The organism is Oceanobacillus sp. FSL K6-0127, assembly GCF_037983385.1.
Lineage (GTDB): Bacteria > Bacillota > Bacilli > Bacillales > Amphibacillaceae > Oceanobacillus > Oceanobacillus profundus.
This window is the reverse complement of the sequence record NZ_CP150287.1, coordinates 3,473,024-3,497,043: the sequence shown is the minus strand read 5'-3', so window position 1 is coordinate 3,497,043 and position 24,020 is coordinate 3,473,024. Positions and strand designations below refer to the sequence as shown.

20 protein-coding genes and 1 pseudogene are annotated in these 24,020 nt (G+C 38.1%); all 21 read left to right on the top strand.

Annotation, left to right across the window (positions count from 1 at the left end; all coding sequences use genetic code 11):
• Positions 1-47: 47 nt before the first annotated feature.
• The 21 genes and pseudogenes from raiA (at position 48) to MHH64_RS17170 (ending at position 24,017) form a co-directional block, all read left to right on the top strand.
• Positions 48-602: a ribosome-associated translation inhibitor RaiA gene (gene raiA, locus MHH64_RS17270; RefSeq protein ID WP_095311157.1), complete on the top strand. Its 555-nt coding sequence runs from the start codon at positions 48-50 to the stop codon at positions 600-602.
• A gap of 307 nt (positions 603-909) precedes the next feature.
• Entirely contained in the window at positions 910-1,050 is a 141-nt protein-coding gene (locus tag MHH64_RS17265; protein ID WP_158586268.1) for a hypothetical protein, read from the top strand.
• A gap of 332 nt (positions 1,051-1,382) precedes the next feature.
• On the top strand, positions 1,383-3,896 hold the full coding sequence (gene secA, locus MHH64_RS17260; protein WP_095311158.1) for a preprotein translocase subunit SecA: 2,514 nt from the start codon (positions 1,383-1,385) through the stop codon (positions 3,894-3,896).
• Between the two features lie 284 nt (positions 3,897-4,180).
• Positions 4,181-5,282, top strand: a protein-coding gene (prfB, locus tag MHH64_RS17255; protein WP_144029201.1) for a peptide chain release factor 2 whose coding sequence is annotated in 2 segments (ribosomal slippage) — positions 4,181-4,252 and positions 4,254-5,282 — 1,101 coding nt in all. Because the reading frame shifts where the segments join, the coding sequence is not laid out codon by codon here.
• Positions 5,283-5,508: 226 nt separating this feature from the next.
• Positions 5,509-5,850, top strand: coding sequence for a cytochrome c551 (gene cccB, locus MHH64_RS17250; protein ID WP_095311160.1), 342 nt, complete (start codon positions 5,509-5,511; stop codon positions 5,848-5,850).
• Between the two features lie 245 nt (positions 5,851-6,095).
• Positions 6,096-6,782, top strand: coding sequence for a cell division ATP-binding protein FtsE (gene ftsE / locus MHH64_RS17245; protein WP_095311162.1), 687 nt, complete (start codon positions 6,096-6,098; stop codon positions 6,780-6,782).
• Entirely contained in the window at positions 6,772-7,665 is an 894-nt protein-coding gene (gene ftsX / locus MHH64_RS17240; protein ID WP_095311163.1) for a permease-like cell division protein FtsX, read from the top strand. Before ftsE ends, ftsX begins: the two co-directional genes overlap by 11 nt.
• Positions 7,666-7,823: 158 nt before the next feature.
• Positions 7,824-9,248 (top strand): peptidoglycan DD-metalloendopeptidase family protein, encoded by a 1,425-nt coding sequence (locus tag MHH64_RS17235; protein ID WP_303448172.1) that lies wholly within the window; start codon positions 7,824-7,826, stop codon positions 9,246-9,248.
• 182 nt (positions 9,249-9,430) lie between these two features.
• The gene (locus tag MHH64_RS17230) at positions 9,431-10,900 is read left to right on the top strand and encodes a S41 family peptidase (RefSeq protein WP_340002100.1); all 1,470 of its coding nucleotides are present in this window, start codon (positions 9,431-9,433) and stop codon (positions 10,898-10,900) included.
• Between the two features lie 201 nt (positions 10,901-11,101).
• The gene (locus MHH64_RS17225; RefSeq protein ID WP_340002099.1) at positions 11,102-12,301 is read left to right on the top strand and encodes a PDZ domain-containing protein; all 1,200 of its coding nucleotides are present in this window, start codon (positions 11,102-11,104) and stop codon (positions 12,299-12,301) included.
• A gap of 357 nt (positions 12,302-12,658) precedes the next feature.
• Positions 12,659-14,641 (top strand): excinuclease ABC subunit UvrB, encoded by a 1,983-nt coding sequence (uvrB, locus tag MHH64_RS17220; protein WP_095311170.1) that lies wholly within the window; start codon positions 12,659-12,661, stop codon positions 14,639-14,641.
• Between the two features lie 7 nt (positions 14,642-14,648).
• Entirely contained in the window at positions 14,649-17,531 is a 2,883-nt protein-coding gene (gene uvrA, locus MHH64_RS17215) for an excinuclease ABC subunit UvrA (RefSeq protein WP_095311172.1), read from the top strand.
• 146 nt (positions 17,532-17,677) lie between these two features.
• Entirely contained in the window at positions 17,678-18,031 is a 354-nt protein-coding gene (locus tag MHH64_RS17210; protein WP_095311174.1) for a YojF family protein, read from the top strand.
• A 482-nt stretch (positions 18,032-18,513) separates the two neighbouring features.
• Entirely contained in the window at positions 18,514-19,185 is a 672-nt protein-coding gene (gene bshB2, locus MHH64_RS17205) for a bacillithiol biosynthesis deacetylase BshB2 (protein ID WP_095311176.1), read from the top strand.
• Between the two features lie 242 nt (positions 19,186-19,427).
• A complete protein-coding gene (locus MHH64_RS17200) occupies positions 19,428-19,622 on the top strand; it encodes a PspC domain-containing protein (RefSeq protein ID WP_095311178.1) in 195 nt (64 codons plus the stop codon).
• A complete protein-coding gene (locus MHH64_RS17195; protein WP_095311180.1) occupies positions 19,622-19,981 on the top strand; it encodes a phage holin family protein in 360 nt (119 codons plus the stop codon). The genes MHH64_RS17200 and MHH64_RS17195 overlap by 1 nt, the downstream gene beginning before the upstream one ends.
• Before the next feature lie 88 nt (positions 19,982-20,069).
• A pseudogene (hprK, locus tag MHH64_RS17190) lies at positions 20,070-21,008 on the top strand (HPr(Ser) kinase/phosphatase).
• A gap of 12 nt (positions 21,009-21,020) precedes the next feature.
• Positions 21,021-21,893 (top strand): prolipoprotein diacylglyceryl transferase, encoded by an 873-nt coding sequence (lgt, locus tag MHH64_RS17185; protein WP_118889669.1) that lies wholly within the window; start codon positions 21,021-21,023, stop codon positions 21,891-21,893.
• Positions 21,894-21,928: 35 nt separating this feature from the next.
• Entirely contained in the window at positions 21,929-22,888 is a 960-nt protein-coding gene (locus MHH64_RS17180) for a nucleoside recognition domain-containing protein (RefSeq protein ID WP_095311186.1), read from the top strand.
• Complete coding sequence (gene ppaX, locus MHH64_RS17175) at positions 22,863-23,498, top strand: pyrophosphatase PpaX (RefSeq protein ID WP_095311188.1); 636 nt, start codon at positions 22,863-22,865, stop codon at positions 23,496-23,498. Before MHH64_RS17180 ends, ppaX begins: the two co-directional genes overlap by 26 nt.
• Positions 23,499-23,501: 3 nt before the next feature.
• Entirely contained in the window at positions 23,502-24,017 is a 516-nt protein-coding gene (locus MHH64_RS17170; protein ID WP_095311190.1) for an acyltransferase, read from the top strand.
• The last annotated feature ends 3 nt before the right edge of the window (positions 24,018-24,020 follow it).

The following is a 24,020-nucleotide window of genomic DNA, read 5'->3' as shown; positions in this document are numbered from 1 at the left end:
GGTAACGTAGTATAATAAAACTATAAAGAATAAAGGAGGACACTTTTATGAAATTTAACATTCGTGGTGAAAATCTCGAGGTGACTGGAGCAATTAAAGAATACGTTGAAAAAAAGATCAGCAAGCTAGAAAGATACTTCGATGATGCTCCAACGTCCGATGTACATGTAAATTTAAGTGTCTATAATGATGAACAACGAATTGAAGTTACAATCCCAATGACAAATCTATTATTACGCGGTGAAGTTCAACACATAGATTTATACGCTGCTGTAGATCTTGTAGTTGATAAACTAGAAAGACAGATTCGTAAATATAAAACTAAAATAAATCGAAAAACCAGACAGAATGGTGCACCTAAATATGCTTTTGCTGAAATGGAAAAAAGTGCAAATGCTGTTGAAGAAGAAAGTGATGAAATCGAAATCGTAAGAACAAAACGATTTAATTTAAAACCAATGGATTCAGAAGAAGCAATTCTTCAAATGGATATGCTTGGTCATGAGTTCTTTGTTTTTACAAATGACCAATCTGGTGATACAAACGTTGTATATCGACGTAGAGATGGCAAGTATGGATTAATTGAACCAAATGTATTTTAAATAAAGTTAGAGAAATAAAGACGACTCCAAATTTGGGGTCGTTTTTATTTCTGAAATAATCCCGGTTATGCAGGCTTTTAGCTAACCTATATGATACAATGTCGAAAAATGTAGAACGAAATGCTGATTTTGTATTTTAGTGTTAATTTTTGTCTGAAAATAAGGGAAAAGAATTTATTTATTATGCTAAAACTCTCTTTTTGTCACTGTTTTTTGTCGAATACAAGTCTGAAATTTAAAAATGGCGATTAGTCTTTTGACCCATATAGATGTTATAAATGAATCAAACGAACTAGGAGGTATTTGTGTGAATGAAGAGGATGAACGAAGATTTCTTGCATTGGTAACACAAGTACAACAACATGAAGCTACAATTACCCAGCTGCTTGAAATTCTTGCAGCTACGAACCGAAAAGTTACCGAGTTTTTCTCAGGTCAAGAAAAATAGGCAATGAATCCTGAGCAATACTCTCCCCGATTTTTTCCTTCCTTAAAGAAAGCAGACTATCCCCAGTCTGCTTTCTTTTTTAGAATATAGGGCTATATAATGCCTAGTCAGTTGTCATACATTATTGGAAAGTGTTATGATAAGTAGTGGATTATAGTATTGATTTTTGTCAAATAGGAAAGTATTAAACTTTCCTATTTGCATAAGTGCAACTAAGACATTCGCTTAGGAGGCAAAGCACTCCAAAGTATAAGGGCTTCTAAGAAAGCAAAGAACGCTTTCGTACGAATCCCTTTAACGAATGTCGAGTTTTCTAAAGGAGCGTTTAACATATGGCTGGTTTTTTAACGAAGATTTTTGGTGACGGTAATCAAAAGCAATTGAATCGAATACAAAAAAAAGTAGATCAAATAGAAGCAATGGAAGCAGAGATTGAAAAACTCTCTGATACAGATTTACAAAATAAAACGAAGGTATTTAAAGAACGGATTGCAAATGGGGAGACACTTGATGATTTACTAGTGGAGGCATATGCAGTTGTCCGTGAGGCTTCTAAACGTGTGCTTGGTATGCGGCCTTTTGCTTCTCAGCTCATTGGGGCAGTGGCCCTGCATGAAGGTAATATTGCTGAAATGAAAACAGGTGAGGGTAAAACGCTCGCTTCCACGATGCCAGCATACTTAAATGCATTGTCTGATAAAGGTGTTCACATCATTACTGTCAATGAATATTTGGCGGAACGTGATGCAACCGAGATGGGGAAACTTTATAATTTTCTTGGATTGACCGTTGGTTTAAATGGAAATGGTTTATCGAAGGAAGAAAAAAGGGAAGCTTATGCAAGCGATATAACTTATGGAACGAATAATGAATTTGGTTTCGATTATCTCCGGGACAATATGGTTCTATATAAAAATCAAATGGTACAGCGTCCTTTGAATTTTTCTATTATTGATGAGGTTGACTCAATTTTAATTGATGAGGCGAGAACGCCGCTAATTATTTCCGGGTCTGCAAAGAAATCAGCTACACTTTACCAACAAGCAGATGGGTTTGTAGCTACCCTCTCCAAGGAAACAGATTATACGTACGATGAAAAAACAAAAGGTGTTCAATTAACTGAAGAGGGAATTAATAAGGCGGAAAAATACTTCTCCATTGAGAATTTATTTGATTTAAATAATGTATCCTTAACCCATCATATTAACCAAGCATTGAAAGCACACGCCTCTATGCATCGTGATGATGATTATATGGTGGAAGATGGAGAAGTCGTTATTATTGACCAGTTTACCGGACGGAAAATGAAAGGTCGTCGGTATAGTGACGGTCTCCATCAGGCGATTGAAGCAAAGGAAGGTCTGCAAATTCAAAACGAAAGCATGACACTTGCTTCCATTACATTCCAGAATTTCTTCCGGATGTACAATAAGCTATCGGGTATGACAGGTACTGCGAAAACGGAAGAAGAAGAGTTCAGAAATATCTATAATATGGATGTTATTGCAATCCCGACGAATATGCCAATTGCTCGTGATGATCGTGCAGATTTAATTTATAAATCAATGGAAGGGAAATTCCGCGCTGTTGTGGAGAACATCAAGGAAAGACATGCAGCTGGACAGCCTGTACTAGTTGGTACAGTTGCGGTAGAAACTTCAGAGCTTATTTCCAAGTTATTGAAAAAGGCTGGCATTAAGCATGAAGTGCTAAATGCGAAAAACCATTATCGGGAAGCTGAAATTATCGAAACGGCCGGACAAAAGGGTTCTGTTACAATTGCGACAAATATGGCCGGTCGTGGTACTGATATTAAGCTTGGTGAAGGAGTAAAAGATCTGGGAGGACTCGCAGTTGTTGGTACAGAGCGTCATGAATCACGCCGAATTGACAACCAGCTTCGAGGACGTTCCGGACGTCAAGGCGATCCTGGTATAACGCAATTTTACTTATCGATGGAAGATGAATTGATGCGCCGTTTTGGTTCAGACAACCTAAGAAACATGATGGAAAGACTTGGCATGGATGATACGCAGCCAATCGAAAGTAAAATGGTATCCAAAGCTGTTGAATCTGCTCAGAAACGAGTGGAAGGAAATAACTTTGATGCTCGTAAAACAGTTTTATCCTATGATGATGTACTTCGTGAACAACGTGAAATTATTTATAAACAACGTTTCGAGGTTATTGATGCAGATGCAAACATTCGAGAAATTATTGAAAACATGCTGCAATCATCGATTGATCGAGTTGTAGGTACCCATACACAGGATAATGATGAAGAAAATTGGGATCTAAAAGCCATTGTTGAGTATGTGCATGGTAATCTGCTGGATCCTGAAGATCTATCCGAAGCAGATTTGAAGGAAAAAGAAGCTGAAGAAATTTCTGCACTAATTATGGAAAAAGTGCGCAAACGTTACGATCAAAAAGAAGAGGAGCTTACACCTGAACAGTTCCGCGAATTCGAGAAGGTTATTGTTCTTCGAGCAGTCGATTCGAAATGGATGGATCATATTGATCAAATGGATCAGCTCCGACAAGGGATTCATTTACGTGCGTATGGACAAAACGATCCATTAAGGGAATATCAGATGGAAGGTTTCGCAATGTTTGAAGCAATGGTTGCGAGTATCGAAGAAGAGGTTTCAAAATATATTATGAAAGCTCAAATTCGAGAGAACCTACAACGTCAAGAAGTAGTGAAAAACACACAAGCAGTAGCTGGTGGACAGGATGAGAAAAAGAAAGTACGTAAACCGATTGTGAAAAAACAAACCGTTGGTCGAAATGATCCATGTCCATGCGGGAGTGGTAAAAAGTATAAAAACTGTCACGGTCAGTAATACTTCTCTATGCACAGACAGCTGAATTTTACTGGCGGAGACTGTATCTGGGGAATTAGCAGTTAGAAGGTTTGGAATTGTTTTGATGCAGACAGAAAATAATATCTGCTAACAAAGAGGCTGGAACATAACTAAAGTACTTAATGTTAAAGACGAACGATGTACAAACTTAGCGGAGTATATTTCCAGAGCGAGTTATTTGCATCAATCATGTTCGGTTTTCACTTCATAAAAATACTTTTGTCCCAGTCTCTTTACATGAATTTTGAATAAGAGGTGGAAGTATGGAATTAGTAGAAATTAAACACGAGTTAGACAAAATAGCTTCACGAATTGAAGATTTTAGGGGGTCTCTTTGACTTAGAGGCTAAGAAAGCTCGGATAGCAGAATTAGAAATGCAAATGGCAGATCCTAATTTTTGGAATGATCAAGATAATGCCCAAAAAACAATTAATGAAGCGAATGGCCTCAAGAGTTATGTGAATAGCTTTGAAGAAATTGAAGAGCGATGGGAAAACATGGAGGTTTCCTATGAGCTTGTAAAAGAAGAGAATGATCAAGAGTTATTTGACGATCTGCAGGAAGAATTAGCAGGATTTATTTCGGATGTCAATGAGTTTGAGCTGCAAATGCTATTGAGTGAACCTTATGATGCAAATAACGCAATTCTTGAGCTGCACCCTGGTGCTGGTGGTACGGAATCACAGGATTGGGCTAGTATGTTGTTACGAATGTATCAACGCTTTGCAGAGGATAAAGACTTCAAGGTTGAGACATTGGATTATCAGCCAGGTGATGAAGCTGGTGTTAAAAGTGTAACCCTGCTGATAAAAGGTCATAATGCGTATGGTTACTTGAAAGCAGAAAAAGGTGTCCACCGCCTTGTACGTATCTCTCCATTTGATTCATCTGGTCGCCGTCATACTTCATTCGTTTCATGTGATGTGACACCAGAAATGACAGATGATGTAGATATTGAAATCCGATCAGAAGATATTAAGGTTGATACGTACCGAGCAAGTGGAGCTGGTGGGCAGCATGTTAATACAACTGACTCAGCTGTTCGTATAACGCACCTGCCGACAAATACAATTGTTACATGTCAAAATGAGCGCTCTCAAATTAAAAACCGTGAAGCAGCAATGAAAATGTTAAAATCAAAGCTTTACCAATTAGAAATAGAACGTCAACAACAAGAGCTAGATGATATTCGTGGAGAACAGAAGGAGATTGGCTGGGGAAGTCAAATTCGTTCTTATGTTTTTCATCCTTATTCCATGGTAAAGGATCATCGAACAAATATGGAAACAGGGAACACACAAGCTGTAATGGATGGAGATCTTGGCATTTTCATTGATGCTTACTTAAGATCACAAATAAACTAATACATCAAAAGGGGGCTCATTCTATAAGAATGAGCCCCCTTTTGATGTGGAGCAGAATATATTGCTATTGTTTCATAAATTTGCCATAAACCGCTAAAGTTATTGATTTAGCAATGTTATGAGTGATGTTAGAGATGTAAACGGTTGTAACAGCGGTTTTAATCTAAATGAAAAGGGTTATAATAGGGGTGTGATCTTTATATAAAGTGTAAAGGGGATTTTTAAAATGAAAAAATGGTTAGTAGCAGTTTTGTTTTTAGCAGTGCTTGCACTAGGTGCCTGTGGAGCTGGTGATGACAATGCATCAGATGATGCGGGTACGGATGATTCCAACGATGGTGCAGTAGAAACCTCCGCAGGTGAAGAAGTTTACCAATCAAATTGTGCTTCATGTCATGGTGCCGACCTCTCTGGTGGTGCAGGTCCATCCTTAGCGCAAGTAGGATCTAAATACTCGGCAGATGAAATTGCTGATATTGTGAAAAATGGTAAAGGCAGTATGCCAGCACTTAATGTAGCTGGTGAGGATCTTGATGCTTTAACGAGCTGGCTATCTGAAAAACAATAACTTTATTTTAAAACAGAACGAGCCCAATATAGGTAGAAATAGTCGCCTATATTGGGCTTTTTTGTTTTTTAGAAAAACATTACATTCTTTACGCATTGAAATATAATTGTAATAATTTTATGTCTAAAAATGCTGTAGAAAGATGTTATAATAGGTAGGAAATGTTCGAGGTTTATTCGGAAATAAATATAGATTCATAGATTGACAACTAGGAACAACAATTATAAAAAAAAGGTGATATTTAGATGATATTAATGAAAGATGTATATAAGACATATGACAATGGTGTCACCGCATTAAATGGTGTCAACGTAGATATAGAGCAAGGTGAGTTCGTATATATTGTTGGCCCGAGCGGTGCAGGGAAATCGACATTTATTAAATTAATATATAGAGAAGAGAAACCAACTAAAGGTTCGATTATTATTGGAGATACAGATTTAGGAGACATTAAAGAGCGAAAAGTTCCTTACATACGTCGGGACATTGGTGTCGTATTCCAAGATTTCAAGCTTTTACCCAAAATGTCCGTTTATGAAAATGTGGCATTTGCGCTTGAAGTAATTGAGGAATCACCAAAAAGTATTCGTAAGCAAGTAATGGAAGTACTGGAAGTAGTGGGATTGAAGAATAAAGCCCGCTCCCTGCCGAGTGAGTTATCCGGGGGAGAGCAGCAGCGTGTTTCTATAGCTCGAGCTATTGTTAATCATCCTAAGATTGTAATTGCTGATGAGCCAACTGGAAACCTGGACCCTGATACATCATGGGGGATTATGAAAACATTTGAAGAAATTAATGCTAGAGGAACAACAATTATCATGGCCACTCACAGTAAGGAAATTGTAAACACAATTAAAAAACGAGTAATTGCTATCGAAGGCGGTATGATCGTTAGAGATGAGCAAAGAGGGGAATATGGCTATGAGATTTAGAACTTTTATGCGGCATGTACGTGAAGGCTTTAAAAATATTTTTCGTAATGGTTGGATGACTATTGCTTCTGTAGGTGCCGTTACAACAACATTAATTTTAGTGGCAGTTTTCTTAGCATTAGTACTTAACTTAAATGAGATGGCAAAGAGTATTGAAGATGATGTACAAATTAACACGATGATAGATCTGACAGCAACAGAGGATGAGATTATCGAATTAGGTGAGGAGATTGAACAGATTGAAGGTGTGGACACAGTATCATTCTCTTCCAATGATGATGAACTCCAAAAACTAATTCAAAGTATGGGCGAAGAGGGTGAAGCTTGGCATTTATTTGAACAGGACAACCCTTTAAACCATGTTTATATCGTAAGAGCGCTAGTTCCTGAAGATACAGATCGCATTGCTTCTGAAATTGCTTCGTTCAATTATGTTGACCAAGTAAACTACGGTAGAGATGTTGTTGAACAATTATTTGAGTTTAATAAATATGCAAGGACAATTGGACTTGCTTTAATTATCGCTCTAGTATTCACAGCAATTTTCCTGATTTCTAACACCATTAAAATTACGATTATGGCACGAAGCACAGAAATTAGTATTCAGAAACTTGTAGGAGCGACAAACGGATTTATTCGCTGGCCATTCTTTGTTGAAGGGTTACTACTTGGAGTTCTAGGCTCCATCGTTCCGATCGCAGTAATCTTAGGCGGCTACTACTACTTGTACACCAACTTCAATGACCAAATTACATTTAGTTTTGTAGAAATGCTACCATTTAGTCCATTTGCTTGGCAGCTATCATTAATGATACTTGCAATTGGTGCAATTATTGGTGTATGGGGAAGTGTCATGAGTGTACGTAAATTCCTAAAAGTCTAAGCCGACTTGCTCGTAACGGCTCTTGAGGTACATCCAGCCGGAGCGAGCTTTTACATAACAAGCAACATAACATCGTCTATGAAGCATGCCTAGACAACAAGAGTGAACAGAAAAAGCAAGAAGGAACTTGCAATATATTAGGTGAAGGAGAAATACGAGTGAAAAAAGTAGCTTCAAGTATACTTATCGCAGGGCTGATTTTAATGACTATACCAACTAGTGGGTTTCATGTTTCTGCAGAATCGGTTGGTGATTTAGAAAAGAAAATTAACGATTTAGATAAAGAACAGTCTGGATTGAATGATGAAAAAAATAATCTAGAAGGTAATAAAAGAGATACGGAAGAAAAATTAAATAAAAATAAATCAAAGCAGAGCACTGTCGAACAGGACATTAATTCAATTGATGAAGAGTTAACCTCTACACAAAATAATATTAGCAATAAAGAAAATGAGATAACTGAAACAAATAATGAAATCGAAACATTAACATCTAAAATTAATGAATTGACAGAGAGAATTGAAGAATTAAAAGAAGAGATTAAGATATTAGAAGATCGAATCGAAAAACGCGACGCACTATTGAAGGAACGTCTTCGTACCATTCAGCAAAATGGTGGGGATATGAAATATATGGAAGTTATTTTCGGTGCAAGCAGTTTTGGAGACTTTATTAGCAGAACATCGGCAGTGAATACAATTATGGATTCTGATAAAACGATTATGGAAGCACAGGCTGCAGATAAAAAAGTACTTCAGGAAAATAAAAAAGAAGTAGAAGCGAATAAAGAAGAAGTAGAAGTGAAGAAAGTAGCAGTTGAAGATAAGAAAAAATCACTTGAAAACCAAAAAGAAGAGCTAGTAGCGTTAGAAGGTCAACTAAAAGATCAAATGCAAGAAAAAGAAACGCTGATGGCACAACTTGAAGAAGAGCATCAAGATTTAGAAGAATACAAATTGAGTATTGAAGACGAGCAGCAAGTCCTGAATGATCAAGAAAAAGCTATTAAACTAGCAAAACAACAATATGAGCAAGAAAAAGGAAAATTGGAACAGCTTGCTAAAGAGGAAGCAGCTCGACAAGCTGCTCAAGAAAAAGCTTCACAAAGTAGTTCAGGTTCATCAGGAAGTTCAAATACAGTTGCTTCCACACCAGCTCCGACACCTAGTGGAAATGGAATGTTTATCAGACCGACAAGCGGTCCAGTAACTTCTTCATTTAATCCAAATCGAATGCACCCGATTCACAACGAGATAAGACCGCATAACGGGACTGATTTTGGTAAGAGAAGTTCAGCGGATGCTCGGATTGTAGCAGCTGCAGATGGTGTTGTTTCAACTGCTGGAGCATTGGGGAGCTTTGGGAACACGGTTATGATAACTCATGTTATTAATGGTCAAACATATACTACAGTATATGCGCATTTAAATAGTATCTCAGTTTCCTCTGGACAAACGGTTAGTCAAGGACAGCAGATTGGTGTTATGGGAACAACTGGTGGATCTACTGGTGTACATCTTCACTTTGAAGTTCACCCAGGCGGGTACAAAAATCCAGTGAATCCAATGAATTACCTTAATTAACTTTTTAAAAGCATACCAAGTCAGGTATGCTTTTTTACTATCCATGGAACGTTTGCATATTTGGGTGATGGTTAAATCCATAGTCAATCATAAAATAAAATGTTATGCTATTACTATTCGTATATCTTTCGGCAGATCCATATACTAATATACAGCATCAATTTTAAATTAGAGGTGGAAAAATGAAATTGAAAAAGTCTCAAATTATATTGATTTTCGTCGCTGCCTTATTTCTTGGATTCGCAGGTGCTTATGCAGGTGTGGAGTTTGCACAATCTAAAGATTCAGGAATGAAACAAGGTGCGAATCAAATTACGAATAACGGTTCTACAAATGAGGATACGGAAGCACCAGATTCTTCTGCTGATTTAAATAAAATTAACCAGGCCTATTCGTTGATCAAACAAAATTACCTGGAAGAAGTAGAAGATACACAGTTAATTGAAGGTGCGATCGAAGGAATGCTTTCCACCTTAGAAGATCCGCATACATCTTATATGGATATTGAAACAGTAAATCAATTTACCGATCAAATTGAATCCTCTTTTGAGGGAATTGGTGCAGAAGTGAGTATGGTTAACGGACTTGTTACCATTGTAGCGCCAATCAAGGATTCACCAGCTGAAAAGGCGGGCTTGCGACCGAATGATCAAGTATTAACCGTAGATGGAGAAAGTCTAGAAGGATTAAACTTGAATGAAGCGGTTGCTAAGATTCGTGGTGAAAAGGGTTCAGAGGTTGAATTAGAAATTCAGCGTGCAGGTGTTTCCGATCCATTCCCGGTTACAATTGTTCGTGATGAGATTCCGGTCGAAACGGTATATAGCAGTTCAGAAATGGTGGATGGAAAATTAACTGGCATCATCGAAATAACAAATTTCTCGGAGAATACTGCTAAGGAATTCGAAGAACAATTAGCAGCTTTGGAGAAGGAAAATATTGAAGGGCTAGTTATAGATGTTAGAGGAAATCCAGGCGGTCTTCTTGATGTAGCGGAGGACATTCTATCACTCTTTGTCCCTAAAGATATTCCGTATATTCAAATTGAAAACGGTGATGGTGAACGAGAAGGCTATCATTCACAATTAACGGAGAAAAAAGGTTACCCAATAAGCATTTTGATAAATGAGGGCAGTGCGTCAGCTTCTGAGATATTAGCTGTTGCATTAAAAGAATTAGACTATGATGTCGTTGGAGAAACGAGTTATGGAAAAGGAACTGTTCAACAGGCAGTGCCATTAGGAGATGGAAGCTCGATTAAATTAACGACATTTAAATGGTTATCACCACATGGAGAGTGGATTAATGAAAAAGGGGTTGAGCCAACAATTGAGGTGAAACAACCTGAATATTATTACACACATCCAGTGCAAATAGAAGAAGATGCGTTGAAGGTTGATCAGACCGATGAAGCAATTGCCAATCTGCAAGTGATGTTATCTGGATTAGGCTATGATACAGGACGAACAGATGGTTATTATAGTGAAGAAACAGAAGAAGCAGTATCCTCATTCCAGTCTGATAATGATTTAACCGATACTGGTGAAGTTGATCAAGATACAGCTGGACTAATCGAAGCGCAGGTTATTGAGAAGATAAGGGATCGTGACGATGATAACCAAATGGAGGAAGCGTTGAAAGCATTATATTAATAACAGTGCATGAAAAGTCCACGAGTGTTGCTCGTGGATTTTCATATTAAAGGTAGTTAGTACAATCATAGCAGGATAGTGTGTTCCCTTTACTGGCAATGCACTCTATTGTTCTCTACCAATTAACAAGAAAAGCAGGAGATTGGTCGATATTTATCGAATAGGTAAAGAAAGGTAATACATAGAAGAAGGTGAGCAGATTTGGCAGAAGCATGGCTGATTGAGTTATTAAAAGGAATCGGTAGGTTTTTTATCAATCCACTGGTATACTGGACTATTTTATTGTTATTTATCGCAGGGCATAGACGGATTAAGCAAGAGAGAATGGACTATGGAGTTAAAATATTTGATGTGTTTTCAGAGTGGAAAAACACGCTGGGAACATCACTCATAAGCGGACTCGTTATATCTGTTATTACAATTGGTACTGGGATGGTGTTCAGTTATGAAATGATTTTGTTATTAGCTATTGTAACGATTATTTTATCGATTACAATGCGCTTTTCATTGCTATCGCCAAGTTATACCATTGGACTTACATTTGTAATCCTGTTTATTTTACCACTAGTATTGGAAAATCAAACAATTATTACGGATACAGAATTGTTGCTTTCAGCTATAGATTTTACAGGTATTGCATTGCTTTTGGGAATCATGATTTTGGTGGAATCAATTTTAATTCATAACGTGAAACGAAATGCAACATTCCCAAGCATTGCGTTAAGTGATCGTGGAGCGTGGGTTGGTCAACATCGGATTAAGAAATTAAGTTTGATTCCGTTTTTTGCCATGATCCCAAATGGATTAATTGCACCGTTTGCCCCTTGGTGGCCATATTTTTCGATTGGTGAAGAAACCTACAGTGTAATTCTTATCCCTTTTCTAATAGGTTTTGATTATTTGGCGAAAGGCCATTTTCCGGTACATGCAGTTCAAAAGATATCCAAATTCAATACATTATTGGGAATTGGAATATTAGCGATTGCTGCAGGTAGTATATTTCTGCCATTCTTATCTATTGTCGCAGTGATTCTCGCTATAATAGGGAAGGAATTTTTGAATTACAAATACCGTGTAGGTGATCGATTGCGACGACCATTCTTTGGACAATTGCAAGATGGTTTAACGATTGTCGGAATTATTCCAGCAACACCTGCAGCACGATTAGATATATTCATAGGTGAGACCATTGTAAAAGTAAATGGCAAAAGAGTCGCAACAGAGGAACAATTTTATAAAGCATTACAATCCACTGGAGCGTTCTTTAAGCTGGAAATACTTGATGATCGAGGAGAAAATCGTTTTGTTCAAGGTGCGTTTTATGAAGGAGATCACCATGAACTTGGGCTGTTGTTTGCTTCTGCGCCATACAGACAAAAGAAGTCTCGAATAAGCTCGTAATTTTCAAGTAACGGAAAGGCTTGAAGATTTCGATACGCAGACCATAGGAAAAATGTATTTATGTAAAGAGCCGAAATTTCTTATGACCACGTTATAGTGGTATAGGGAATATCGGCTTTAAATTTTGTCTCCGTTTATTACGAAAATCCAGCAGCAATCGCACCAAGTCTACTTAAATTACATCGCGTTTTCTTTTCAAGCCATAATAAAAACAAGACAAATGATTTTCTAGATCAATGAACGGGTAGTATACTATTAATGAAAAAGCTAAAAAGTCGAATACTTGTTCGTTTTTGTGTTAAAATATATAATTAGATATGATAGAATGAGTTATAGAACGGATCGGAGGAAATAGCCGTGGATGATAAATTTGAACTTGTATCGAGCTATAAACCGGCTGGGGATCAGCCGAATGCAATTAATGAGATTACGGAGAAGGTTCTTTCCGGACAACGACATCAAACATTACTTGGAGCAACAGGAACGGGAAAAACATTTACGATGTCCAATGTTGTCACAGAAATAAATCGCCCGACGCTTGTAATTGCACATAATAAAACATTAGCTGGACAATTATACAGTGAATTTAAAGAGTTTTTTCCAAACAATGCGGTCGAGTATTTTGTTAGCTATTATGACTATTACCAGCCAGAAGCATATGTGCCCTCGACAGATACGTTCATTGAAAAAGATGCAAGTATTAATGATGAGATCGATAAATTACGTCACTCTGCAACCTCTGCTCTATTTGAAAGAAATGATGTGCTAGTTGTTGCAAGTGTGTCCTGTATATATGGATTAGGTAATCCGGAAGAATATCGTAACCAGGTACTTTCATTGCGAATGGGAATGGAGAAGGATCGTGACCAGTTGCTTCGTGATTTAGTAGATATTCAATATGCGCGTAACGATATAGACTTTCAACGTGGAACATTCCGAGTGCGAGGAGATTCGGTTGAGATTATCCCAGCTTCCAGAGAAGAGCATTGTATTCGAGTAGAATTTTTCGGAGATGAAATTGACCGGATTCGTGAGGTTGATGCGCTCACGGGTGAAATTATCGGTGATCGAGAGCATGTAGCAATCTTTCCGGCTTCCCACTTCGTAACTGGTGAAGAAAAAATGAAGATTGCGATTAAAAATATTGAAAAAGAATTAGAAGATCGTCTAAAAGAGTTGCGTGACAATAATAAACTTCTTGAAGCACAACGTTTAGAGCAACGAACAAATTATGATTTAGAAATGATGCGAGAAATGGGATTTTGTTCTGGAATTGAAAATTACTCGCGTCATTTAACATTACGTGAAGCCGGAGCAACGCCATATACATTGCTCGATTTCTTTCCAGAAGACTTTCTTGTCATCATCGATGAGTCCCACGTAACGTTGCCGCAAATCCGGGGAATGTATAATGGTGACCAAGCAAGAAAACAAGTCCTTGTTGATCATGGATTCAGACTTCCATCTGCTTTGGATAACCGCCCACTGAAATTTGAAGAGTTTGAAGGGAAAACAAAACAACTTGTTTATGTATCGGCAACACCTGGTCCATATGAATTGGAGCATAATCCAGTGATGACAGAACAAATTATTCGACCAACTGGTTTGCTTGACCCAGAAATTGAAGTGAAGCCTATTGAAGGTCAAATTGATGATTTAATCGAAGAGATTAACAAACGTACAGAGCGAAACGAACGTGTTCTCGTAACAACACTGACAAAGAAAATGTCAGAGGATCTTACCGATTATCTGAAAGAGATTGGGATGAAAGTGGCATACTTACATTCAGAGATTAAAACGCTAGAACGTATTGAAGTTATTCGAGATCTTCGTGTAGGAAAGTATGATGTACTTATAGGGATCAACTTATTACGTGAAGGGTTGGATATTCCAGAGGTTTCACTTGTGGCAATCCTTGATGCTGATAAAGAAGGTTTCTTAAGATCAGAACGCTCCTTAATTCAAACAATGGGCAGGGCTGCACGTAATGAAAATGGTCATGTAATCATGTATGCTGACAAAATAACAAATTCGATGCAAGTTGCAATGGATGAAACGAATCGTAGGCGGACCATACAAATTGCATATAATAAAGAACATAACATCGTACCGAAAACGATTCGTAAAGAAGTGCGTGATGTCATCAAAGCGACAATTGCCGCAGAAGACCAAGAAAAATACGAATCAACGACAAAAGGCTTAACGAAATTAACGAAGAAAGAGAAATCGAAGGTACTCGAGCAAATGGAAAAAGAAATGAGAGAAGCTGCCAAGGCACTCGATTTCGAAAAAGCAGCCGAGCTTCGTGATGTGATTTTTGAACTTAAAGCGGAAGGATGAGCAGTTCATGCTTAATAAAACTATTAAAATTCAAGGTGCTCGTGCACATAATTTAAAAAACGTTGATATCGAAATCCCCAAAAATAAGCTCGTTGTCTTAACGGGTTTATCTGGTTCGGGTAAGTCTTCCTTAGCATTTGACACCATTTATGCAGAAGGACAGAGACGATATGTGGAATCACTTTCTGCATATGCTAGACAATTTCTTGGTCAGATGGACAAACCGGATGTGGATTCGATTGAAGGACTATCGCCAGCTATTTCCATTGATCAGAAAACAACGAGCAATAATCCAAGGTCAACCGTAGGAACGGTCACAGAAATATATGATTATTTGCGGTTGTTATATGCAAGAATTGGAAGACCAACCTGTCCAAAGCATGGGATTGAAATTAGTTCCCAAACCGTCCAGCAAATGGTCGATCGGATTTTGGAATATCCAGAACGAACAAAGCTGCAAATCCTTGCTCCAGTCGTTTCTGGACGAAAAGGGGAGCATGTTAAATTATTAGAGAAGCTAAAGCAGGAAGGTTACGTCCGAATTCGCGTTGATAAAGAGATGCGAGAAGTAACAGACGAAATCAAACTTGAAAAAAACAAAAAGCATTCGATTGAGGTCGTTATTGATCGGGTTGTGGTAAAAGAAGGTATAGCTGGACGATTAAGTGATTCCATTGAAGCTGCACTTCGATTAGGTGAAGGAAGAATTATTGTTGATATTATCGATGGGGAGGAGCTTGTTTTCAGTGAGCTTCATGCATGCCCGATATGCGGTTTTTCTATTGGAGAATTAGAGCCGCGTCTGTTTTCTTTTAACAGTCCGTTTGGTGCATGTACAAGCTGTGACGGATTAGGAACAAAATTAGAGGTTGATCTGGATTTAGTCATACCTGATTGGGATAAAACGTTAAATGAAAACGCAATTGCACCATGGGAGCCAATTAGTTCACAGTACTATCCGCAGCTATTGAAGAGTGTATGTACGCATTACGATATTGACATGGATATACCGGTTAAAGATATTCCAGAAGATAAAATGGATAAGATTTTAAATGGTAGTGGAAAAGAAAAAATCCATTTTTATTATAAAAATGAGTTTGGTAATATTCGTGATACGGATATTCTTTTTGAAGGAGTGTTGAAAAATGTAGCGCGCCGTTATAAAGAAACTTCTTCTGACTTTATTCGAGAAACACTCGAAAAATACATGACTCAAAAAAACTGTCCAACATGTAAAGGACACCGACTTAAGCAAGAAGCGTTAGCTGTTTTGATTAATGGTTTACATGTGAGTGAGGTTACGAAGTTTTCTATTGTAGAAGCGATGAAATTCTTTAAAAAAATTGACCTTACTGAAAAGGAACAGCAAATAGCAAAAATGATTTTAAAAGAGATTGATAACAGACTGGAGTTTTTAAATAATGTTGGTTTGGATTATTTAACTCTTTCTCGTACTGCTGGAACACTTTCTGGTGGAGAAGCACAACGAATTCGACTTGCAACACAGATTGGCTCAGCACTTACTGGTGTGCTCTATGTCCTGGACGAACCATCGATTGGGCTGCATCAACGAGATAATGATCGCTTAATTGAAACGTTGCAAAGAATGCGAGATTTGGATAATACACTGATAGTTGTTGAGCATGATGAGGATACAATGCTTGCAGCAGATTGGCTGATTGATATTGGCCCGGGTGCTGGTGAGCATGGTGGTGAAATTGTTGCAAGCAACACACCAGAAAATGTCATGAAAAACCCAGATTCTCTAACTGGCAGGTACTTATCCGGAAAAGATTTTATTCCATTACCAATGGAACGTCGAAAAGCCGATAAGCGGAAGATTGAAGTGATCGGAGCAACAGAAAATAACTTAAAGAATGTTTCTGCCAGTGTACCAATTGGATTAATGACGGTTGTTACAGGAGTATCTGGATCGGGGAAAAGTACACTTGTTAACGAAATTATCTATAAGTCACTATCAAAGTCACTTTATAAAGCAGCAAAACATAAGCCTGGAAAACATCGTAAAATAAAAGGAATCGAGCATATTGATAAAGTGATCGATATTGATCAATCGCCAATTGGACGGACGCCACGTTCAAATCCGGCAACATATACGGGTGTATTTGATGATATCCGGGATGTTTATGCGCAAACGAATGAGGCAAAGGTTCGCGGTTATAAAAAAGGCCGTTTTAGTTTTAATGTGAAGGGCGGGCGCTGTGAGGCATGTCGCGGTGATGGAATTATTAAAATTGAGATGCACTTCCTTCCTGATGTCTATGTCCCATGTGAGGTGTGTCATGGAAAGCGATATAACCGTGAAACGTTGGAAGTGAAATATAAAGGAAAAAGTATAGCAGATGTGCTTGAAATGCGGGTCGAAGAAGCAGTGGAATTTTTTGCACCGATACCAAAAATTAAGCGAAAGCTCGAAACAATTTATGATGTTGGTTTAGGGTATGTTACATTAGGACAACCGGCAACAACACTGTCAGGCGGAGAGGCGCAACGAGTCAAATTGGCAAGTGAGCTTCATAAACGTTCAAACGGAAAGTCAATGTACATTCTGGACGAACCGACAACAGGGTTACATGCTGATGATATTAAGCGGCTCCTAGTAGTATTACAACGGTTAGTGGAAAATGGCGATTCTGTTTTAATTATCGAGCATAACCTGGATGTCATAAAAACTGCCGACCATATAATTGACCTTGGTCCAGAGGGAGGAGCACGCGGAGGACAGGTTATTGCAACTGGGACTCCAGAGGAAATTGCTGACAAAGCGGACATATCCTATACAGGGAAATATTTGAAGACGGTCCTTGAACGTGATCGAAATCGAATGGAAGCCATGCTTGAGGAAAAAGAAAAAATAAGCACGAAATAAAAAACTGCACCCAATAGAGTAGATACATAAAAAATGTCTACCCTATAGGGTGATTTTTTTACTTGAAATCCGGACTTCCAGGCTCCCTATTTGACGCGTTATCAAGGTTTCGGTACAGTAGTAATAGAGAATTGGAGGATTGTATAATGAAGCCGATAGAGATTGATAATGTACAGCATATTCTAACTCAGTTTATAAATAAAAAAGTTTATGTTCATTTGGAGACAACGAATGGAGCGTATGCAAACCATATAAATAAAGCAGCCTATAATGTAGGTGTATATATGCGTAATGCGCAAGTAACATTTGAGCAAGCGAAGATTGTTGGAGATGGAAGTGTGTATCGTGCCGGGTTAAAAATGGATACGGGTTGGATTTATGCAGAAGGTTTAACTGATTGGACCATGCATGAAGATACGAAACTATTACTTGCCGGCCATGATCGTGAAGGTAGATTAATGGTTTCCTTACAAATCAGTGAAACGCCTTTTAGCTATTAAACTTCGTAGTTGAAGGAAATTGCGATGTAATGGGCAATTATGGTAAGAGCGTAAACCCGCTCCGGAAATACACTTCGCTTTCCGTGGCCAGAGTGAGCCTCCTCGAACCCCGTTTTTCAGAGTCTCACTCTGGCCACGTACACCACAGGAGTCTACGTGTATTTCCTCCACTAGAATCGGCTCACTGTCTATTGCTAAAATAGTTCATCAAACAGTAACGTTGCTCAGACCAGTCCGGGTGAGCGGAGACGGTGACTCCTGCTGGAACAGCACGTGTCTGAAGACTCGTAGGGAGTGGTTTTCTTCCGGAGAGGCTGAGGCCGTGCCCTAAGGTGCGCATCCGCCCGAAGCGATCCCGGGCGGCGATTATTGCACACTCTTGTAGAAAAATGCAGAGAAGTTAGTTCGCAGCCTATATCTTTTGATCAAGTATCAACAACACTAACGCATGAAAAATAATAATTGGAATCAGGTGAATAAATATGGAAAAGCATGTGGTAGTCATTTATCCGCATCCAGATGATGAATCGTTTGGAGCGGCTGGAACGATTTTAAAATTTCGAGAACAGGGAGTACCAGTAACCTATCTCTGTGGTACATTAGGAGAAATGGGAAGGAACATGGGCAATCCACCATTTGCGAATCGCGAAACATTGCCCGAAATACGAAAAGTTGAGCTGCTTAATGCTTGCCGCGTATTGGATATGGAAGTCAAAATGCTTGGTTACCGTGATAAAACTCTGGAATTTGAGGATAGAAGAGAAGTAGCATTACATTTAAAACAGCTTCTTGAGGAACTCAAGCCAACACTCGTGATTACCCATTATCCTGATTATGCAGTACATCCAGATCATAACGCACTAGGTGCTGCAGCAATTGAAGCTGTACAGTTAATGGATCCGTCTGAACGACCAGAAGTCTGGGCTCAGGCAATCTCGAATAACTATATGGACGTACTTGGAAATCCTGATATAATCAATGATATTACGAATTACTTTGATAAAAAAATGGAAGCTATTTTTTGCCATGATTCGCAAGCAGCAGGAGTTCTTGGTCAGTTTAAACATGTAGATAGTTTAGAAAGTGAAGTACAAGAAGATATTAAAAAAAGATTTAGTAAAGAGCATTTTTATCGCTGGGATTTCACTAATTAGAGATTTACAGCACATATGAAATGATGGTTTCGTTTAAAGTGATGGAACGAAGTAAATAATAATAACGTGAAGACAAACACCCTTGCATATATATATAGCAGGGTGTTTTCAAAATGAACAACAAATAAATGGTAATATTGCGTTTAAACTGCAGAAAAGAAACCTTTTTCCTTTCTGCACCGTATATATGTTAGATGGTGAATGGGAATGGGTAAAGATTATATATGGAAGGATGATAATTTATGAAGAAATTATATCGCTCCACTTCTAATCGCATGGTTGGCGGTGTACTTGGTGGAATTGGTGACTACTTTAATGTTGATGCAACAATTCTGAGGTTAGCCTTTATATTGTTACTAATTCCAAGCTTTATGACATTTGCAGTGGCATATCTTGTTGCTATGATGATTGTACCGAAAGATGTGGAGATTTATTAATGTTTAAACGCTGGATTATATCTCTTATACTTAATGCTGTTGCTTTAATTGCTGTTGCCGAGTTATTTCAATCGTTTCAATTAGATGGTTTTGGAACAGCGTTAATTGCAAGTTTCATTTTATCTATATTAAATGTGTTCATAAAGCCGTTATTAATCATTTTAACATTGCCAATCACGATCATTACATTTGGATTGTTCTTGGTTGTCATAAATGCAATTACCTTAATGATCACGCAGTCATTAATGGGGGCTTCTTTTGTAATTGAAGGATTCGGAACAGCAATGATAGCATCAATTATTATTTCATTGCTAAATATGCTATTAAATAGTTTAGTAAAAGATTCGTTAAATAGATAAAAACGTAGGTCTCAGCCTACGTTTTTTTCGTTTCATATGCTAAAATGTATATCAGTTAGCGTCCAAATGATTGGAGGAGCATTAGATTATGGCAGCGATTGTTCGTACAAGTGACTTATTAGACAACTTTAACCTAACACTTGTAGCAGGTGAGGATGGAATTAATAGAGAGATTATTACAAGTGATATATCTCGACCTGGTATAGAGATGACAGGTTATTTCAGATACTATCCGAAGGAACGTCTACAATTGATAGGAAAAACTGAAATGACGTATTTTCTGGAATTATCGGATGATGAGAAAAGGAGCCGAGCAGAAAATCTATGCACGGATATTACTCCTGGAATTGTTGTTACAAGAGGGATGACTGTCCCGCAAGTGTTAATGGAAGAAGCAAATAAAGCAGGTGTGCCGATTTTACACTCGCCGCGAAAAACAACTCGAGTTATAAGCAGACTTACGAATTATTTAGAAGAAAAATTTGCCCCTTCAACAGCAATCCATGGTGTGTTAATCGATATTTATGGTGTCGGTGTTCTCATTATTGGACAGAGTGGGGTAGGGAAAAGTGAAACCGCATTAGAGCTTATTAAGCGGGGACATCGTCTTGTAGCAGATGATAATGTAGAAATTCACCAGGAAGACTATGAGAGCTTAGTTGGGAACGCACCACCACTTATTGAGCACTTACTTGAGATTCGTGGATTAGGGATTATTAATGTGATGACCCTTTTCTGAGCTGGTTCTGTACGTAGCAATAAAAGGATCTCGATGGTAATTAACCTAGAAAACTGGGATGAAAAGAAGCAATATGATCGTCTCGGTCTCGATGAGGATACAATGAAAATCATGGATGTCCATTTACCGAAGGCAACAATACCTGTTCGACCAGGACGAAATCTTGCTGTAATTATCGAGGTAGCAGCAATGAATTTTCGTTTGAAGCGGATGGGCGTAAATGCTGCTGAGGAATTTTCAGAGCGGTTAACGATGATGATTGAAAACGAAAAAAATCTCGGTGAATAGGAGTGAATTGAGTTGATTTTGACAGCAGTTCCCTTAGATAGGGTATTTCTTGAATTAGGCCCATTTACGATCTATTGGTATGGAATTATTATCGCTTTTGGTGCAATATTAGGAGTTTATTTGGCAACCAAAGAAGCAAATCGTCTTGGATTACAGAAGGATTTAATAATTGATTTCATCGTGTTTGCGGTCCCAATCGCAATTATTTTTGCAAGAATCTACTATGTTACATTTGAGTGGGAGAACTATGTAAATGGTCCATGGTGGAAGGTGTTTGCCATTTGGGAAGGTGGCATTGCTATCCATGGTGCGATTATTGGTGGCGTGTTAACAGCAATTGTATTCTCAAGAGTAAGGAATATATCTTTTTGGCAGTTAGCTGATATTATCGCTCCAAGCTTAATTCTTGCTCAGGCAATTGGCCGCTGGGGAAACTTTATGAATCAGGAAGCACATGGAGGACCAATTTCCCAAGCTACATATGAAAGCTTTCACCAATACTTACCTGACTTTATTATGAATCAGATGACGATTAATGGAGTTATGTATCATCCGACATTTCTATATGAATCATTTTGGAATATAGTTGTGTTTACGATTCTAATTTTAATGCGAAAATATAATCCATTACGTGGTGAAATTTTCTTGAGTTATGCAATTCTTTATTCGATCGGCAGGTTCTTTATCGAAGGACTGCGAACAGACAGTTTATATGTTTTCGGGGAACTTCGTACAGCTCAGGCAATATCGATCGTAATTATCGTTGCATCGATTATTTTAATTATTTATCGTCGCAAGACAACAACGGTTCGATATCTTGATGTTCCAATTGCAGACAAAAAGAATACCCATAAGAAAAAGCCGCGTAAAAAGAAGAAAAAATAACACAGTTCCACCATTTTGAAAGAGAGGGTTACAGAATGACCGGAATGTTAAACCGGGGTTTACAACAAGGCTTGAAAACAACGTGGACCCTGGGAAAGGTGATATTTCCAATTACATTAATAGTTACAATTCTGCAGTTTACACCTGTTTTGCCGTGGGTTATCCAATTATTAACCCCGGCAATGGGAATGATTGGTCTCCCAGGAGAAGCTGCAGTTCCTTTAGTGCTTGGAAATACATTAAATTTATATGCTGGGATAGCAGCGATTATTTCATTTGATTTTACAGTAAAAGAAGTATTTATAATGGCTATGATGCTTTCCTTTTCTCATAATTTATTTGTCGAATCTGCTGTGGCGACGAAGGTCGGTGTTAATTGGTGGTTAATAGTAGGGCTGCGACTAGGTCTTGCACTCGCTTCAGCATTTGTTATTAACCTTGTATGGAATGGTGGAGCAGAATTAGCGCAATATGGGTTTGTCTCATCATCTGAGGTTGTATTGAATGGTTGGGTTGAAATTGCGTTGCATGGAATGCAAACAGCACTATTAGCTATACTTCAGTTAGCATTGATTGTGATTCCATTAATGATTATTATCCAAGTGATGCGTGAGAAAGGCTTGCTTACAGCAATGTCTAACATGCTTGCTCCATTTATGAAATTGCTAGGGATGAACAAAAACACATCCATGACAATGATTGCTGGTCTTACAGTTGGATTAGCTTTTGGTGCTGGGTTAATGATTCAAGCAGTAAAAGAGGATGGAGTATCAAAAAAAGATATGTATTTGGCGCTCATTTTCCTTGTTTCTTGTCATGCGGTTGTAGAGGACACGCTTGTATTTATCCCTCTTGGCATACCCGTTTGGCCACTCCTAGTTATACGCTTAACAACTGCAATTGTTCTTACAATGATTGTCGCTTATATTTGGAACAGTAAAGAAAGTAAGAATAGAAAGGAAACACCACATGAACATTCATACAATACTCTTTGATCTGGATGGTACATTAATTGATACAAATGCGTTAATTAATGCATCCTTCCTACATACTTTTGAGCAATATAATTTAACATTTACGCATGAGGAGATACTGGAATTTAACGGTCCACCTTTAATTGAAACGTTCCAAATGATCGATCCAATAAAAGCAGACAGTATGCTGACAACCTATAGAAAGCATAATTTGGCCGAACATGATAATTATGTAACAGCATTTCCACAAGTGTTGGAGACAATAGAGCAATTACACAAGCAGAAGATCCAACTTGGTGTTGTATCGACGAAAATGTCCAAAGGCGTGCATATGGGATTAAAATTGACTGGTTTAGATCGCTTTTTTAAAACGGTAATTACTTTCGACGATGTTACAAACCCGAAGCCACATCCAGAACCAGTGCTTAAAGCAATGGAAGCATTAGGAGCTAGTGCAAACACAACATTGATGGTAGGGGATAACCATCATGATATTGAATCGGGAAAAAATGCGGGTGTTATGACAGCAGGTGTGGCTTGGTCTGCTAAGGGTAAAGAAAGGCTTATAACATATGAACCAACCTATATGCTAGACGAGATGACCGATTTGCTAAAAATTGTAGGAGTGTAAGCGATGCGTAAAACGGAACGATTTAAAGTAGAAAGTTCAAATTCATTATGGCAAATCTACAAGACAGTTCCATTTTGGAAGGTTGTTAAAAATTTCATTATTATTCAGCTTGCAAGATACACGCCATTTTTAAGCATGAAGAATTGGCTTTATCGTACGTTTTTAAAAATGGAGGTTGGGAAACAGACCTCCTTTGCGTTAATGGTTATGCCTGATATTATGTTTCCAGAGAGAATTTCAGTTGGTCGTAATAGTATCATTGGCTATAATACAACGATTTTAGCACATGAATATCTAATAAAAGAATATCGAATTGGTGACGTGAAAATTGGTGATGAAGTAATGATCGGCGCCAATTCGACGATTCTTCCAGGGGTCGCGATTGGTGATCATGCAATCATTTCGGCAGGGACACTTGTGCATAAGGATGTTCCTGCTGGAGCGTTTGTTGGTGGAAATCCGATGCGGTTAATTTATACCAAAGAAGAATTGGAAAACCGAAATCAAGATGAATGGTAAAGC

What these genes read in the sequence shown, in the direction of transcription:
- MHH64_RS17230 (WP_340002100.1), top strand. Translation starts at nt 9,431, where the DNA reads ATGAAATTGAAAAAGTCTCAAATTATATTGATTTTCGTCGCTGCCTTA.
- uvrA (WP_095311172.1), top strand. Translation starts at nt 14,649, where the DNA reads ATGCTTAATAAAACTATTAAAATTCAAGGTGCTCGTGCACATAATTTA.
- ftsX (WP_095311163.1), top strand. Translation starts at nt 6,772, where the DNA reads ATGAGATTTAGAACTTTTATGCGGCATGTACGTGAAGGCTTTAAAAAT.
- bshB2 (WP_095311176.1), top strand. Translation starts at nt 18,514, where the DNA reads ATGGAAAAGCATGTGGTAGTCATTTATCCGCATCCAGATGATGAATCG.
- ftsE (WP_095311162.1), top strand. Translation starts at nt 6,096, where the DNA reads ATGATATTAATGAAAGATGTATATAAGACATATGACAATGGTGTCACC.
- MHH64_RS17200 (WP_095311178.1), top strand. Translation starts at nt 19,428, where the DNA reads ATGAAGAAATTATATCGCTCCACTTCTAATCGCATGGTTGGCGGTGTA.
- ppaX (WP_095311188.1), top strand. Translation starts at nt 22,863, where the DNA reads ATGAACATTCATACAATACTCTTTGATCTGGATGGTACATTAATTGAT.
- MHH64_RS17180 (WP_095311186.1), top strand. Translation starts at nt 21,929, where the DNA reads ATGACCGGAATGTTAAACCGGGGTTTACAACAAGGCTTGAAAACAACG.
- cccB (WP_095311160.1), top strand. Translation starts at nt 5,509, where the DNA reads ATGAAAAAATGGTTAGTAGCAGTTTTGTTTTTAGCAGTGCTTGCACTA.
- MHH64_RS17170 (WP_095311190.1), top strand. Translation starts at nt 23,502, where the DNA reads ATGCGTAAAACGGAACGATTTAAAGTAGAAAGTTCAAATTCATTATGG.
- raiA (WP_095311157.1), top strand. Translation starts at nt 48, where the DNA reads ATGAAATTTAACATTCGTGGTGAAAATCTCGAGGTGACTGGAGCAATT.
- MHH64_RS17195 (WP_095311180.1), top strand. Translation starts at nt 19,622, where the DNA reads ATGTTTAAACGCTGGATTATATCTCTTATACTTAATGCTGTTGCTTTA.
- MHH64_RS17210 (WP_095311174.1), top strand. Translation starts at nt 17,678, where the DNA reads ATGAAGCCGATAGAGATTGATAATGTACAGCATATTCTAACTCAGTTT.
- secA (WP_095311158.1), top strand. Translation starts at nt 1,383, where the DNA reads ATGGCTGGTTTTTTAACGAAGATTTTTGGTGACGGTAATCAAAAGCAA.